Here is a 14,701-nt window from a genome sequence, read left to right as displayed (position 1 = left end):
CGAATCGACGTGATCCGCGCTTCGACGTCGAAGCTAGAGCGCCGGTACGGATTGCGGAACGCGCAACGATCGCAACCTATATGTGCATGCGACGCCATAGTTCACCCCGACCTCTGGTAGCCTGCCGGCATGTCGCTGCCTGACCTGAACTTGCTCGTGACGCTCGACGTGCTGCTCACGGAAGGCAGCGTCACCGGCGCGGCCCGACGCCTGCGCCTGAGCCCGTCGGCGATGAGTCGGGCGCTCGCGCGCCTGCGGGAGACCCTGGGCGATCCCCTGCTGGTGCGCGCTGGACGCGGCCTGGTGCCGACCCCACGCGCGCTCGAGCTGCGCGAGCGCGTGAGCCACCTTGTGCAGGGCGCCGAGGCCGTCCTACGGCCGGCCGAGAAGCTCGACCTGAAGCGCCTGGTGCGCACCTTCACGCTGCGCACCAGCGAGGGCTTCGTCGAGAGCTTCGGTCCAGCCCTGATCGAGCGCACCGGCGCCGAGGCGCCAGGCGTCCGGCTGCGCTTCGTGGCCAAGCCCGACAAGGACAGCGCGCCGTTGCGCACGGGCGCCGTCGACCTCGAGACGGGCGTCGTCGACGAAGACACCAGCCCCGAGCTGCGCACCCAGGCGCTGTTCCGCGACCGCTTCATCGGCGTCGTGCGCAGCGACCACCCCCTCGGCCGCGCGAAGATCACGCCCGCGCGCTACGCCGCCGGACGCCACGTCGTGTTCTCACGGCGCGGCGTGGCCAAGGGGCGCATCGACGAGAGCCTGGCCGCGCTCGGTCTGGCGCGCGAGGTGGTGACCATCGTCGGCGGGTTCGCCACGGCGATCGCGCTGGCGCGCGCGACCGACCTGATCGCCGCCGTTCCGGATCACCACACAAGGAGCCTGCGCGACGGCCTGTTCAGCTTCGCGCTGCCCTTCGCCGCGCCGGAGATCACCGTCTCGTTGCTGTGGCACCCGAGGCTGGACGCGGACCCCGCTCACCGCTGGTTGCGCGACAGCGTGCGGGAGGTCGTGGCAGGCGGGAAAGAGACGGTGGCGCGGAGCGGGCGTACTGGGCAGCGCCGCGCGCCACGGAAGAGGCGAAGGGGCTAGCGCCGCCCCTCGGCGTTGACGATGACCTAGGGTCTTACCGCTGTGGCCCGGCGGCCAAGCTGGCGGTGTCGATGACGAAGCGATACTTGACGTCGCCCTTGAGCATGCGCTCGTACGCCTGTTCGATCCGCTGGATCGGAATCACCTCGATGTCGGCGACGATCCCCTTCTCCGCGCAGAAATCGAGCATCTCCTGCGTCTCGGCGATGCCGCCGATCGTCGACCCGGCGATCGTCCTGCGCTTGAGCACGAGGTTGAAGACGTTGGGCGACGGGTGGGCGTCCTTCGGCACGCCCACGAGCACCAGGGCGCCGTCCCGCCTGAGCAGCCTCGTGAAGGCGTCGAGGTCATGGCTCACCGCGACCGTGTTCAAGATCATGTCGAAGCTCTCGGCGTGGCGGTCCATCTCGTTCGCGTTGCGCGACACCACGACCTCGTCCGCGCCGAGGGCCTTGGCGTCTTGCCGCTTCGACTCCGACGTCGTGAACGCGACCGTGTGCGCGCCCATCGCGTGGGCGAGCTTGACGCCCATGTGGCCGAGCCCGCCGATGCCCACCACGCCGATCTTCTTGCCGGGCCCGGCGTTCCAGTGCCGGAGCGGCGAATAGGTGGTGATGCCGGCGCAGAGCAGCGGGGCCACGGCCGCCAGCTGATCCTCGCGGTGGGTGATCTTCACCACGTACCTGTCGTTGACGACGATCCGCTGGGAGTAGCCGCCCAGCGTGTGCCCGGGGGCGTCCGGGGTCGGAGAGTTGTAGGTGAGCGTCATGCCCCTCTCGCAGTACTGCTCGAGGTGTTCGGCGCAGGACGCGCAGCGGCCGCAGCTGTCGACCATGCAGCCGACGCCGACCAGCTCGCCCTTCTTGAAGCGAGATACCTGGCCCCCCACAGCGGACACCCGCCCCACGATCTCGTGCCCAGGAACGCACGGATAGAGCGTGCCCGCCCATTCACCTCGGACGGTGTGCAAGTCCGAGTGGCAGACGCCGCAGTAGACGATGTCGATCTGCACATCGTGGTCGCCCGGGGCGCGGCGATAGATGTCGAGCGCTTCCAGCGGCTTGTCGGCGGCATGGGCACCAAAGGCTTTCACGGTCATCTTTTACTCCTGGAAGAGCTTGAGCTCCTGCAAGGGGGAGGATCGGCCCTGCTAGCTCGTCGGCTGCCGGACCACGTGCAGCACTATAGTGCGCTCGGCGTCGACGGTGAACCAGCGCGCCAAACGGTCAGAAACACGAGCAAATACGCTAATTTAGAAGGCAGCACACCGAGCGAGCCCCTCCTCGGCCGCGCGGCACACGGTCTGCAGCGGTCCCTTTCTTGCGAGGGCCCCTCCAGCGCGAACGAAGCAGTACTCCCGTGCCCCCGAAGGAGGCGGCCATGCCCAGCAATACCGAGATGAGGCACCTGCACCGCTGCGTCGAGCTCGCGGCGCTGGCGCGCTGGGCGGCCGCGAACCTCGCTCCCGACGTCCATCCCGCGCGCTGACGCGCGTGGCCGTACTGGCGGGAGGACGCCCATGGAAGGGAACTTTGGTTTTTCCAAGCCCCTCTGGGAGATCGCGATGCGCACGACGCTCGTCTATCTCGCCCTCGTCATCCTGATCCGCGTCATCCCCAAGCGACGCACCGGGCATCTCTCACCGAACGACATGCTCGCCCTCATTCTCATCGGTGGTATGGCCGCCGACGGCATCATGGGCGGCTCGAGCTCGCCCGCGGACGCCTTGCTCATGATCGCGCTCATCGTCGCCTGGGGCTACGTGCTCGATATCCTGGAGTTCCGCGTCCCCTTCTTCCGGCGTTGCCTGCGCGACACGCAGACGACCCTCGTCCGAGACGGCCGCCCGCAGTGGGAGAACATGCGCCGGGAGATGGTCACCGAGGAGGAGCTGCAGGCGGCCCTTCGCAGGCAAGGGATCACGGACATCACCACGGTGCGCTCTGCCTGCCTCGAGGCGGACGGGGAGATCAGCGTGGTCAAGAAGCAGGGTACGCAGGGCGGCGAGCAGTGAGTCGGGTCATCGACCCATGTCCTCGAGGCGTTTGGCCCGTTGTCTCTAGCGGCGTCGCGGTCGCCGCTGGCGCTCGCTCTCCTGTCTGCGCGGTCCCATCTCCCGATCGCGAAGCGCGGCGCCGAATTCACGTACCAGGTCGACGAGCGGTCGGAGCAGGACAGACTGCGCGTCGGGCCGCCACATCGCGATGTTGCGCATCTCCAGACCGAGATCGCTGACCGGCTTCCAGATCGCGGTGCCGACCGCGAGGAAGGGCGCCGCGGGCTCCGCGCCGAAGGTCAATCCGAAGCCGCTCGCCACGAGCGTCAACAGGGCTTCTCCGTCGAAGATCTCCGAAGCCACGTTCAGGGTCCGATCCCAGGGCTGGCCTCTCGGCCTCCATCGATGCTCAGCAGGTCTCAAATCGAGCCCAATATCGTCCTGGACGACTCGGTTGTCAAACGGTAGCCATCACCCATGGTCATGAAGGTCGCAAGGAATCGCCTGGCAGGCGCCGTCCCGGCCTCTTGAGCCGTCAGATCCGGACGCGAGCAGATTGGGCACCGGGCAAAGACGGGCTCGACTGAGGCCATTCTTGGACAACTCGATGATGAGCGGGCGTCGACGCGCCTGCTCATCGACGCAGCGCAACACTCCTCACCCGAGAGGCCCCAGTCACCGAGTCAACGACCAGGCGCCGCGCGCAGGGCCGTTCATTCAGAAGGAAAGGGATTACAGAGATGAATTCGATCAGCAACGGCCAGATCGCAGAGGTCCTCAAGCGTCTTCATCGGGAAGCGGAGGCGGCCGACGCGCCGCTGGCCGCCAGCGCAGCGAGCGAGGCGGCCACGAGGGAAGAGATGATCACCCAGCTCCTCAAGGACGAAGCCAGCGATCTGAAAAGCACGTATCGCGGATTCGCGGAGAATTTCCTCAACGTCTCCCCGGATTTTGGACGTTTCCTTTACATGTGTGCTCGCGCATGCAAGGCCAATTGCATCGTGGAGTTCGGCTCCTCGATGGGGATCTCCACGATCTATCTGGCGACCGCGCTGCGCGATATGGGCGGCGGCCGCTTGATCGGGACCGACCTTGTGCCCAGCAAAGTCGAGCGGGCGCGGGCGAACGTCGCCGCTGCCGGGCTGTCCGGTATCGTCGAACTCCGGGTCGGTGATGCTCGAGAGACCCTGAAGTCGGGTGTCGGCGGCGATATCGACATGGTGTTGCTCGACGGCGCCTTCACCCTTTATCTGGACGTTCTCAAGCTGCTCGAGCCGCATCTGAAGCCTGGCGCGATCATCATCGGCGAGAACGCGTTCGAGCAGGCCTCGGGCTATATCGACTACGTGCGCAACCCACAGAACGGCTACCTCTCCCAGCCGCTCCCGTTCGACGCGGGACGCGGCAACGAACTCACGATCAAGACGAGCTGAGCACGCTGGCTCGAGGCACGCTGCCCCCGGCCGAGCATTTTCGCTTCCACTGGCGTCGTGGGCCGACACGACATTCGTGTGGCGTCGTGCCGCTCATGAGCGTCTCCGCAGATGCGATGCGCGGGCACGGCCCGGTTCTCTCGGCGTGAGCTCCGCGTACAGCTCATGGAGCTTCTCGCGGAGCAGTTCCTTCGGTGGGAGGAGCGTCTGGTACTCCGCTACGAGCGTGGGCGACGTCGTGCGAGCAAGCGCGTACTCGACGACCTCGTCGTCCTTCGTGGCGCAGAGCAACACGCCGATGGAAGGGCGCTCGTGCGGCTTCTTCACGTCGCGGTCGAGCGCCTCGACGTAGAACGAGAGCTGACCCAGGTCGGCAGGCTTGAACTTCTCGGTCTTCAGCTCGAGAGCCACGAGGCACTGCAGGCCACGGTGAAAGAAGAGGAGGTCGATCGTGAAATCTTGGTTGCCCACTTGCACCGGGTACTCTGAGCCGACGAAGCAGAAGTCGCGCCCCAGCTCAGTGAGGAAGCGGCCAAGATGCCGGAGCAGGGCGCCGTGGAGATCGGCCTCCGAGTGTCCGTCGGGAAGCGCGAGGAACTCGAGATTGTAGGCGTTCTTCAACTCGTCGAGCGCGCCTCGGTGACTTTGTCTCAGCGCTGGTGAGACTTTCTTAGCAGCCTCCGCGTCACGCAGCACGGCGCCGGAGCGAATCTGGCGTTCCAGCTCTCGGGATGACCAGCGCTCCTTGATGGCCGCGAGGATGTAGAACTCACGAGCAGCCGCAGGCTTGGCCTGCCCGAGGATGATGAGGTGGTGCGTCCACGGCAAAAGTCTCAGCAGCGCCGAGACTTTTCGGTTCGCCAGGTACGCCTCGTAGAACTGGCGCATCCGAAACAGGTTCGGCCGCGTGAAGCCACGGAGGCCAGGGAAGCGCCGAGCGAGGGACGCCGCGAGCTCTTCGACCACGCCGTCGCCCCACTCGGCGCTCGCGATCTTCCGGCTGATGTACTCGCCAAGCTGCCAGTAGAGCGAGACCAGCTCGGCGTTCACCGCCTGGTACGCGCGGCCACGGGCAGCCTCGATGAGCGCGACGACATCGTCGAAGCGCGTTTCTCCACCCTCGGCGACCGCCCGCCTTGCGCGAGGCGCGACGAGCGTCGTCGCCTTGTGGGCGGCAGGCTTCGTGCGTGCGATGCGCTTCTTCGGGGATGGCTTCTTCGTCATGCGGAGAGGCCAGAGGTTCCGGCGAGCCTTGCGATTTCGCAAGCGAATCTGGCGGGGCGAACCGCGTCGCGCGAGGGGACGCATGCGTCGGCCGCGCCGTTCCGTGCGCGGGCTGCACACGCGCGCTCTACCTCTTCGCGGGCTCGACGGAGAGCGCCGATGCGCTGGCCAGTCAAGCGTCAGCGGCACCGCCTCGCCCGAAGTCCCTCCGCTGTTGAACGCTCTCGGCTTCTCTCTTCCAGAGGACAGAAGAGAGAGCGCGAGCGCCGTGCAGAACGCCCTCGTCGCGCGCGCCTTCACGCTCGCGGCGCGCTCTCTGCTCGAACGCTACCCACGCGCGCGTCGCGCCCGCCGAGCGCCGATGATCGCGGAAGCGTGGACCAGAAACGAACCAGCCCCGGAGATCACTCTCCGAGGCCGGTTCAAAAAGAACGAGGTCGCGTCTCAGCGATCCCGTGTGAATGGCTCCAGCTGCTGGACTCGAACCAGCGACCCGGCGGTTAACAGCCGCCTGCTCTACCAACTGAGCTAAGCTGGAATGCGTTGGAGACGGGCGCGAGGATAGTCGGCGAGGCCTTCCCGTCAAGCGAATCCGCACCGCCGCTGAAGTTTACGTGACGCCCCGGTGTGCTCGGCCGCTCCGCGCGAGATTGCCCGCCCGGCGAGCTTCTGCGACAACGCCGCCGTGCAGCGCGCCGCCGTGCCCTTCCCGCCGCAGCCGCCGGACGCCCCGGCCCCCGCCGCCGCCGCCCGCTCCGCCGGCCGCGGCGGACTCGCCATCGCCGGCGCCAAGGTCTCCTTCATCCTCTTCGGCTTCGTCCAGCAGCTCATCCTCCCGCGGCTGCTCGGCACCGACGGCTACGGCGCGGTCTCCGTCGTCCTCGCGGGCGTCGGCGTCGTCAACAACGTCATCGTCGCGACCGGCATCCAGGGCGTCTCGCGCGCCGTCTCCAGCGTCGCGGAAGAGGACGTCGCGGCCGCCTTCCGCCGCACGCTCGCCCTGCACGCCCTCCTCGCCGTGGTCGTCTCCGCCGGCTTCGCGCTCCTCGCCGGCGCCATCGCCGACTTCTCCGAGGCCCCGCACGTCGCGGGCCCGCTGCGGCTCGCCGCCGCCGTCGTGCTCCTTTACGGCCTCTACGCCCCGCTCGTCGGCGCGCTCAACGGCCAGCGGCGCTTCGTCACGCAGGCCGCCTTCGATGTCGGCTATGGCGCGCTCCGCACCGCGAGCATCGCCGCCTTCGCCTTGCTCTTCCTCCGCGCCGGCCAGAGCGGCGTCCTCGGCGCGATCGCCGGCTTCGTCGCCGCGGCCGCCGTCATCGTCCCGCTCGCGCTCACCAGGACCGGCCTCGGCCGCCGCGGCAGCGCCGGCCCCTCGATCCGCGAGCACGCCGCCTTTCTCCTGCCGCTCGCCGTCTCGCAGACGTTCCTGAACCTCCTGCTCCAGACCGACTTTTTCCTCCTCCGCCGCTTCCTCGGGCAGGCCACGAGCGGGCTCGCGCTCGGCGCCAAGGCCGCCGACGACCTCATCGGCGTCTACCGCGGCGCGCAGCTCTTCGCGTTCCTGCCGTACCAGCTGCTCCTCTCGGTCACGTTCATCCTCTTCCCGATGCTCGCCCGCGCGCACGCCGAGCACGACCGCGCCGCGGTCCGCCGCTACGCCATGACGGGCGTCCGCCTCTCGTTCCTGCTCACCGGGCTCCTCTGCGCCCCGATCTCGGGCCTCGCCCCGCATGTCCTGCGCTTCGCCTTCCCTGTCGAGATCTGGAGCCGCGGCGGCGACACGCTCCGCGTCCTCTCCCTCGGCATGGGCGCGTTCGCCGTCCTCGGCGTTGCCTCGGCCGCGCTCACCAGCCTGCACCGGGAGCGCATCGCCGCCGCCCTCACCGCCACCACCGTCCTCCTCGTCGCCACCGGCTGCTCGATCGCCGTCCCGCGCGCCGCGTTCGGCCCCGACATGCTCGTGCGCTCCGCCGTCGCCACCTCGCTCGCGCTGGCCACCGCCGCGGTCGCCGGCGGCGTCCTGCTCCACCGCGCCGCCGGCGGCTTCGTCCCCGCCCGGACGGCGCTCCGCGTCGGCGCCGCGCTGCTCGCCGGGATCGCCGTGGGCGCGCAGCTCCCGTGGCTCGGCAAGATCGCCGTGCTCGGCGAGGCGATCCTTGTCGGCCTCGTGTACCTCGCAGTCCTCGTCGCCACGCGCGAGGTCGGCCGCGAGGACCTCGCCGCCCTCAAGCAGGCGTTCGGGCGCGGCGCACGGCGCGCCTAGCTGCGCCCGTCAGGAGTCCGGCCAGGGAGCCGGAGAGAGATTTCAACGCAAAGGCGCAAAGGCGCAAAGGCGCAAACCTGCATGAAATCTGTTCTTTTTTGCGTCTTTGCGCCTTTGCGTTGAAATCCCCCTTCGTACATACGACGCCCGCGTCCGTCCTGACGCGCGCCCTGCGCGCCCGCCTACAGCCGCTTCCGCGCCCTCTTGACCGTCAGCCGGCGATCTCGCATACGGCCTCTCCCCCCAGCCCGGCCAGCGCCGCGCCCGCTCGAAGGCCGAGCGGGGCCCCACGGCGCGCCGGGCACGCACAGGCAGGCGAAGACGTGGCCCCTCAATTCATCTTCACGATGCAGGATGTCCGGAAGGTGCACCCCCCGAACAAGGAGGTGCTGAAGGGCCTGTGGCTCTCCTTCTACCCGGGCGCGAAGATCGGCGTCCTCGGCTCGAACGGCGCCGGCAAGAGCACCCTGCTGCGCATCATGGCGGGCGTCGACAAGGAGTACCTCGGCGAGGCGAAGCCCGCCGACGGCATCCGCATCGGCTACCTCGCCCAGGAGCCGCAGCTCGAGGCCGGCAAGACCGTGCAGGAGCACGTCGAGATGGCGGTCCACGACGTCCGCTCCCTCGTCCAGCGCTTCGAGGAGATCGGCGCGAAGCTCGGCGAGTCGCCCCCCGACATGGAGGCGCTCCTCGAGGAGTACGCCGCGCTCCAGGACAAGATCGAGGCCGCGAACGGCTGGGAGATCGACCGCGTCGTCGAGCGCGCCATGGACGCCCTCCGGCTGCCGCCGCCCGACGCCGACGTCACCAAGCTCTCCGGCGGCGAGCGCCGCCGCGTCGCCCTCTGCCGGCTCCTCCTCGAGAAGCCGGACATCCTGCTGCTCGACGAGCCGACCAACCACCTCGACGCCGAGAGCGTCGCGTGGCTCGAGCGCTTCCTCCACGACTACCCCGGCACCGTCGTCGCGGTCACCCACGACCGGTACTTCCTCGACAACGTCGCCGGCTGGATCCTCGAGCTCGACCGCGGCGCCGGCATCCCCTACGAGGGCAACTACACAGGCTGGCTCGAGCAGAAGAAGAAGCGCCTCGAGCTCGAGCAGAAGCAGGAGAGCGCTCGCAAGCGCACCCTGGAGCGCGAGCTCGAGTGGGTGCGCCTGGCCCCGCGCGCCCGCCAGGCCAAGAGCAAGGCCCGCCTCGCCGCCTACGAGACGCTGCTCGCCGAGGACAAGTCGAAGAAGGTCGAGGAGAACGAGATCCACATCCCCGCCGGCCAGCGGCTCGGGAACGTGGTCGTCGAGGCCGAACACCTCCGCAAGGGCTTCGGCGACCGCGTCCTCATCGACGACCTCAGCTTCTCGCTCCCGCGCGGCGGCATCGTCGGCATCATCGGGCCGAACGGCGCCGGCAAGACCACGCTCTTCCGCATGATCATGGGCCTCGAGAAGCCCGACGGCGGCGCGCTCAAGCTCGGCGAGACCGTGGAGCTCGCGTACGTCGACCAGTCGCGCGACGCGCTCAACCCGAACAACAACGTCTGGCAGGAGATCTCCGGCGGCGAGGATCGCCTCCTCGTCGGCAAGCGCGAGGTCAACTCGCGCGCGTACGTCGCCAGCTTCAACTTCGCCGGCAGCGACCAGCAGAAGAAGGTCCGCGATCTCTCCGGCGGCGAGCGCAACCGCCTCCACCTCGCCAAGCTGCTCCGCCGCGGCGGCAACGTCCTCCTGCTCGACGAGCCCACCAACGACCTCGACGTCGACACGCTCCGCTCGCTCGAGGAGGCGCTGCTCAACTTCGCCGGCTGCGCCGTGGTCATCAGCCACGATCGCTGGTTCCTCGACCGGATCGCGACCCACATCCTCGCCTTCGAGGGCGACAGCAAGGTCGTCTGGTTCGAGGGCAACTACGCCGACTACGAGGCCGACCTGAAGCGCCGCCTCGGCGCCGACGCCGCCGAGCCCCGCAAGCTCCGCTACCGCAAGCTCACCGCGGGCTGACCCGGCCCGGCGCGCCTCGCACGGCGCCCCCGCGGCGTTCCACCCTGGAGCACGTTTCCGGTCGGGTGCGACGCGCACGCACCGGTATTTTCCTGGCACAGGATCACCCCGCCCACGTAAGCGTCCGACCGCTCTTCAGCTAAGCTGCGCCCGATGCACGGCACGAGGAGAAAGGGCTCCCCGCCGAGCGCCCGCAGGGACTGGGGGCGCCTCGCCGTGCGCGTTTTGTGCGTCTTGTTCGCGCTGATCGGCGCGATCCCGCTCGCGCTCGGCTTCCTCGTGCGCACCGAGACGGTGCGGGCCTGGGCGGCGCGCGAGACGGCGGCGCTGCTCCAGCGCGAGCTCGGCATCACGGCCCGCTACGACGTGCGCGTCCAGGCCTGGCCCCTCATGGTCGGCCTGAACCGGCTCGTCGTCGACTCCTCGGACGGCGGCGCGCCGTTCCTCGAGCTCGAGCGCGTGGCCATCCGCCCGCGCCTGTTCTCGCTGCTCGCGGGGCACATCGACGCCGGGGACGTCGAGATCATCGGCCCCCGCGTCCGCGCGGTGCTGAAGGACGGGGAGCTCCGCAACCTCACCCTCCCGAGCACCGGCAAGGGCGGCGGGGGCGGCCTCGACCGCGCGCCGCTCTCCTCGGTGGCCATCACCGACGCGCGGGTCGACCTGACGATCGACAATATCCGCGTCCAGGCCACCGAGGTCGACGTCGACGTCTCCGCCGAGCCGTCGGACGCGTTCGAGATCGCGATGCGCTCCGGCCTCGTCTCGGTCGTCCACACGCACCCCGCGCCCGGCCATGAGGCCGAGGAGGACAGCGTCGACGAGGACGTCGTCTGCCGCTTCGACACGCGCGTCCGCGTCGAGCCGGGCCGCGCGCTCGTCCGCCGGCTGATCCTCGAGGGCGCCGCCGACTTCGACCCGGATCCCGGCACCGCGCCGCCCTGCGCGCTCCAGGACGGCGACTGGCGCCGGGTGGAGCTCGAGCTCGGCGCCCTCCGCGCCGTCGGCCTCGGCGGCGGCATGCCCCACCGGATCGAGGGCCGCGTGCGGGCGCGCCTCCCCGTGCCGATCGTGCACCGCTTCCTGGCCCTGCCGCCCGCGTCCGGCTCGGTCTCGCTCGACGTCGACGCGGAGTACGACGCGGCGTCCGCGCCGCTCGGCCTGGCGCTCCCCCGCCTCAAGGGCACGCTCCTGCTCGACCGGCCGGGCCTCGACGGCAGGGTCTTCGTCACGCGCCTCGCGGGCAAGGTCTCGACGACCCCGGACGCCGTGCAGCTCTCCGACGCCGACGTCGCCTGGGCCGACGGCTCGCTGAAGATCTCGAGCGCGGAGATCAAGCCGTTCGAGAAGGGCGTGCCGCTCCAGGCCGGGCCGATCGACCTCGCCAACGTCGAGCTGCCCGGCCTGCTCCGCGACCTCGCCGTCCACCCGCAGGCGCACGTCGCGTGGACGCTGCGCGAGGGGAGGTTCGATCGCTTCGGCGGCACGCTGTCCCCGCTCTCCCTCGAGGGCCCGCTCGCCGTGCAGACCCACGGCTTCGAGATCTTCGATCACCCGACGAAGGACCCTGCCCGCAAGCGCCTGACGGGCGTCAAGGAGGCCACGGTCCGCGGCTCGTTCCAGGTGCGCCCCAACGCCGTCGTGCTCTCGGGCTTCTCGATCGACACGCCGAGCTCGCACCTCAGGACCACCGTCTCGCTCGGCTTCAACGACCAGCTCGGGGTCGAGGTCCACCCGGGCTCGCGCGTGGACCTCGCGGAGGTCTCGCCGCTCGCGGCGCTCGAGCTCGCCGGCGTCGCCACGCTGAAGGCCGCGATGCACGGCTCGTACGAGCACCCGAAGCTCACAGGCGAGGTCGGCATCGAGAAGTTCGTGTTCGGCGGCTTCCCCATCGGCGACCTCGAGCCCTCGCCGGTCGCGTTCGAGCCGCTCGCCCTGACGCTCGAGAACGCGCGGGTCCGGCACGGGGCGAGCCGCGTCCGGGTCCCGTCGATCAAGGTCGATTTCGACCCGGCCGGCAACCTGCCCAAGGGCCGCCCGCTCGACAGCTCGGCGGGGATCGTCGTCGTGGACGCGACCGTCGACACGCGCGAGGCGCCGCACCTCGCCGCGCGCGACCTGCTCGAGGTGCTCCGCCTCGACAAGGATCCGCGGTTCGCCGACTACAAGGCGACCGCGAGCGGGACGGCCCGCGCCCACTTCGCGCTCGGCGGCCCCGAGGACCGCTGCGGCGGCGGCTACCTCGCCGTGAACGCGGGCATGCGGCTCACCGGCGTCGAGCTGCTCGACGAGCGCTTCGACGAGGGCGAGGTCGACCTCGACATGATCTGGGACGACCAGGCCGCCGGCGCCGACGGCATGCTGCTCGACGTCCGCTCGGCGTCGCTGCGCAAGGGCACGGGCTCCGTGCTGGCGAGCGCCTCCGTCGCGCACGGCGGCGCGCTGAAGGGGAGCGTCATCGCGAGCGGCCTCCCGCTCTCGCGGATCGACGGGCTCGGGGCGGCGGCCTCGCAGTTCGACGGCTCGGTGTCGGTCGTCGCCAGCCTGGGCGGCACCGTGAGCAGGCTCGCCGGCTTCGCGGACGTGCACGTCTCGCGCGTCGGCATCCGCCGCGCGCACGCGAGCCTGCCGCCCTCGCGGGTCGAGCTCACGATCCTGCCGAACGACAGGCCGCCGAAGATCATCGGCAGGACGCCGATCTGCGGCAACCCCCAGGGCGCGCCGTTCGATCCGGCGGAGTACGAGCGCGACCTCCCCGACGGCTCCTTCGTCGCGAACGGCTCGCTGTTCGGCGGGCAGGTCGCGCTGAAGGGGCTCCGCGTCACGCGCCAGCGGCGCAAGATCGTGGACGGGGACGTGCGCATGGACGCGCTCGACCTGGGCACGCTCGCGAACCTGATCCCGGGCGCCGCGCTCGCGGCGGCGCCGAAGGGCACGATGACCGGGTCGCTCGACATCGAGCGGCTCCCCCTCACGGATTTCCGGCAGTCCGCGCTCACGCTCACGGTCGACGCGCTCAAGCTCGATCGGGAGGGCCAGGGGGTCCACCTCACGCGCCCGAGCGGCCCGATCCGCCTCGCGGGCAACACGCTGAAGGTGCCGGAGCTCCACCTCGAGGCGCACACCGCCTCGCGCCTGTCCGCCGCGTTCACGGCGTCCGGCGAGGTCAAGCGGGTGTTCACGGCGCCGGACCTCGACGTGGCGATCCGGGTGAGCCCGACGAGCCTCTCGCGGCTCAGCGCCGACATCCCGCAGATCCGGCACGCGCGGGGCACCGTGCAGGCCGAGGTCCAGGTGGCCGGGCCGCTCCAGGGGCTGCGCTACACGGGCTCGGCGACGCTCAAGGAGGGCGAGCTCGACGTGGTCGGCCTGCCGGTCTCGCTCGACGACATCGACGTGGAGTTCGCGATCGGCGGCGACCAGGTGCGCCTCACGAAGGCGAGCGCGCGGGTCGGCACGGGCACGGTGACCGCGGTGGGGCACATGCCGGTGCGCGGCCTGACCCTCGGCACGGCGCAGGCATCCATCGTCGCGAACGGCGTGAAGCTGCCGGTCGCCGACGGGGTGAACCTCACCGCGAACGCCAACCTGACGGCGAGCTTCCGGCCCGGCGTCGAGGACGACGCGTCGGGGGAGAAGAACCTGCCGCGGGTCGAGGGGAAGATCACGCTCACGTCGTTCAGCTACACGCGCCCCATCCTGATGAGCATGGACCTCGGCGATCTCACGGGGCGCCAGCGGACGACGGTGCAGACCTACGACCCCGCCGCCGACGTGGTCCGGTTCGACGTCACCGTCGCCTCGCCGAACCCGCTCCGCTTCTCGAACGATCTGGCCGACATGCGGCTCGAGGTCTCGCAGCCCGGGCTCGCGCTCTCGGGCACGAACCAGCGCTTCGGCGCGCGCGGCACGCTGCGCATCCTGCCCGACTCGAAGCTCATGCTGCGCAGCACCGAGTTCGAGGTCCGGGACGGCTACGTCCGCTTCGACGATCCGTTCCGCATCGCGCCCAAGGTCGACGTGCGCGCCGAGAGCGAGTACCGCCGCTACACGTCGACGAGCACCGCCGCCGCGGCGGACGCGACGTCGGGCGCGGAGCCCACGGCGCCGACGGCCGCGGCCGCGGGGAGCAGCGCGAACTCCAGCGGGCTCTGGCGCATCAAGCTGCACGCCCAGGGCGACGCCGACAACCTCCAGCTCAACCTGACGAGCGATCCGCCGCTCAGCCAGGAGGACATCGTCCTGCTGCTGACGCTCGGCATGACGCGCGCCGAGCTCAACCAGGGCGTCGTGTCGTCGCTCGGCGAGACCATGGGCCTCGAGGCGCTCTCGTCGCTGACGGGCGCCGACAAGGCGGTGAAGACGATGGTCCCCCTCATCGACGAGTTCCGCTTCGGCACCGGCTACTCGTCCAAGAACGGCGCCCCGGAGCCGACGGTGACGATCGGCAAGCGCATCACGGACGCGGTGCGCGCCAACGTGACGACGGGGCTCTCGCAGGGCAGCCAGGTGCGCGCGGGCGTCGAGGTGAAGCTCAGCGACCGGATGAGCCTCCAGGGGTCGTACGACAACTCGAGCGACGCCTCGAGCTCGCCGCTCGGCAACGTGGGCGCCGACCTGAGGTGGCGGCTCGAGTTCGAGTGACGTTCGAGCCGCGGATGGCGCTCGAAGGACGCTCGCGTGGCGCTCGAGCCGCGGC

Annotated in this window: 9 protein-coding genes and 1 tRNA gene; 6 read left to right on the top strand and 4 right to left on the bottom strand. The window is 70.2% G+C overall.

Annotation, left to right across the window (positions count from 1 at the left end):
• Nucleotides 1-129 precede the first annotated feature (129 nt).
• On the top strand, nucleotides 130-1,089 hold the full coding sequence (locus tag WME97_RS06145) for a LysR family transcriptional regulator (protein WP_437550188.1): 960 nt from the start codon (nucleotides 130-132) through the stop codon (nucleotides 1,087-1,089).
• A 34-nt stretch (nucleotides 1,090-1,123) separates the two neighbouring features.
• On the opposite strand, the gene WME97_RS06140 is transcribed toward WME97_RS06145, so the two are convergent.
• On the bottom strand, nucleotides 1,124-2,188 hold the full coding sequence (locus WME97_RS06140; protein ID WP_437550186.1) for an NAD(P)-dependent alcohol dehydrogenase: 1,065 nt from the start codon (nucleotides 2,186-2,188) through the stop codon (nucleotides 1,124-1,126).
• 420 nt (nucleotides 2,189-2,608) lie between these two features.
• Here WME97_RS06140 and WME97_RS06135 point away from each other — a divergent pair, with 420 nt between their 5' ends.
• On the top strand, nucleotides 2,609-3,103 hold the full coding sequence (locus WME97_RS06135) for a DUF421 domain-containing protein (RefSeq protein WP_437550184.1): 495 nt from the start codon (nucleotides 2,609-2,611) through the stop codon (nucleotides 3,101-3,103).
• A gap of 45 nt (nucleotides 3,104-3,148) precedes the next feature.
• Here WME97_RS06135 and WME97_RS06130 read toward each other — a convergent pair whose 3' ends face one another.
• Nucleotides 3,149-3,508, bottom strand: a complete 360-nt coding sequence (locus WME97_RS06130; RefSeq protein ID WP_437550183.1) for a LysR substrate-binding domain-containing protein — start codon at nucleotides 3,506-3,508, stop codon at nucleotides 3,149-3,151.
• A gap of 317 nt (nucleotides 3,509-3,825) precedes the next feature.
• On the opposite strand from WME97_RS06130, the gene WME97_RS06125 reads away from it, so the two are divergent.
• Nucleotides 3,826-4,518: an O-methyltransferase gene (locus WME97_RS06125; protein ID WP_437550181.1), complete on the top strand. Its 693-nt coding sequence runs from the start codon at nucleotides 3,826-3,828 to the stop codon at nucleotides 4,516-4,518.
• Nucleotides 4,519-4,611: 93 nt separating this feature from the next.
• Here the strand turns inward: WME97_RS06125 and WME97_RS06120 are convergent, their stop codons facing one another.
• Nucleotides 4,612-5,742, bottom strand: coding sequence for a PDDEXK nuclease domain-containing protein (locus WME97_RS06120; protein WP_437555328.1), 1,131 nt, complete (start codon nucleotides 5,740-5,742; stop codon nucleotides 4,612-4,614).
• Nucleotides 5,743-6,204: 462 nt separating this feature from the next.
• Nucleotides 6,205-6,280 (bottom strand) — tRNA-Asn (locus WME97_RS06115).
• A gap of 147 nt (nucleotides 6,281-6,427) precedes the next feature.
• On the opposite strand from WME97_RS06115, the gene WME97_RS06110 reads away from it, so the two are divergent.
• From WME97_RS06110 to WME97_RS06100, 3 genes are all read left to right on the top strand, one after another.
• Nucleotides 6,428-8,005: a lipopolysaccharide biosynthesis protein gene (locus WME97_RS06110; protein ID WP_437550179.1), complete on the top strand. Its 1,578-nt coding sequence runs from the start codon at nucleotides 6,428-6,430 to the stop codon at nucleotides 8,003-8,005.
• Between the two features lie 323 nt (nucleotides 8,006-8,328).
• Nucleotides 8,329-10,002 carry an energy-dependent translational throttle protein EttA gene (gene ettA, locus WME97_RS06105; protein WP_437550177.1) on the top strand — a complete coding sequence of 558 codons (1,674 nt, stop codon included), beginning with the start codon at nucleotides 8,329-8,331 and terminating at the stop codon, nucleotides 10,000-10,002.
• A 153-nt stretch (nucleotides 10,003-10,155) separates the two neighbouring features.
• Complete coding sequence (locus tag WME97_RS06100; RefSeq protein WP_437550176.1) at nucleotides 10,156-14,646, top strand: translocation/assembly module TamB domain-containing protein; 4,491 nt, start codon at nucleotides 10,156-10,158, stop codon at nucleotides 14,644-14,646.
• Nucleotides 14,647-14,701: the final 55 nt, after the last annotated feature.

Origin of the sequence: Sorangium sp. So ce367 (genome assembly GCF_051520455.1) — a bacterium.
In the GTDB taxonomy this organism is placed as follows: domain Bacteria; phylum Myxococcota_A; class Polyangia; order Polyangiales; family Polyangiaceae; genus Sorangium; species Sorangium cellulosum_B.
Note: the sequence above shows the minus strand (reverse complement) of the source record. Positions and strands in the feature narration are given on the sequence as shown.

Bases quoted from the DNA above. Each gene is read 5' to 3' on its own strand.
- WME97_RS06100 (WP_437550176.1), top strand. From the start codon at position 10,156: ATGCACGGCACGAGGAGAAAGGGCTCCCCGCCGAGCGCCCGCAGGGAC.
- WME97_RS06120 (WP_437555328.1), bottom strand. From the start codon at position 5,742: ATGACGAAGAAGCCATCCCCGAAGAAGCGCATCGCACGCACGAAGCCT.
- WME97_RS06125 (WP_437550181.1), top strand. From the start codon at position 3,826: ATGAATTCGATCAGCAACGGCCAGATCGCAGAGGTCCTCAAGCGTCTT.
- WME97_RS06135 (WP_437550184.1), top strand. From the start codon at position 2,609: ATGGAAGGGAACTTTGGTTTTTCCAAGCCCCTCTGGGAGATCGCGATG.
- WME97_RS06145 (WP_437550188.1), top strand. From the start codon at position 130: ATGTCGCTGCCTGACCTGAACTTGCTCGTGACGCTCGACGTGCTGCTC.
- WME97_RS06140 (WP_437550186.1), bottom strand. From the start codon at position 2,188: ATGACCGTGAAAGCCTTTGGTGCCCATGCCGCCGACAAGCCGCTGGAA.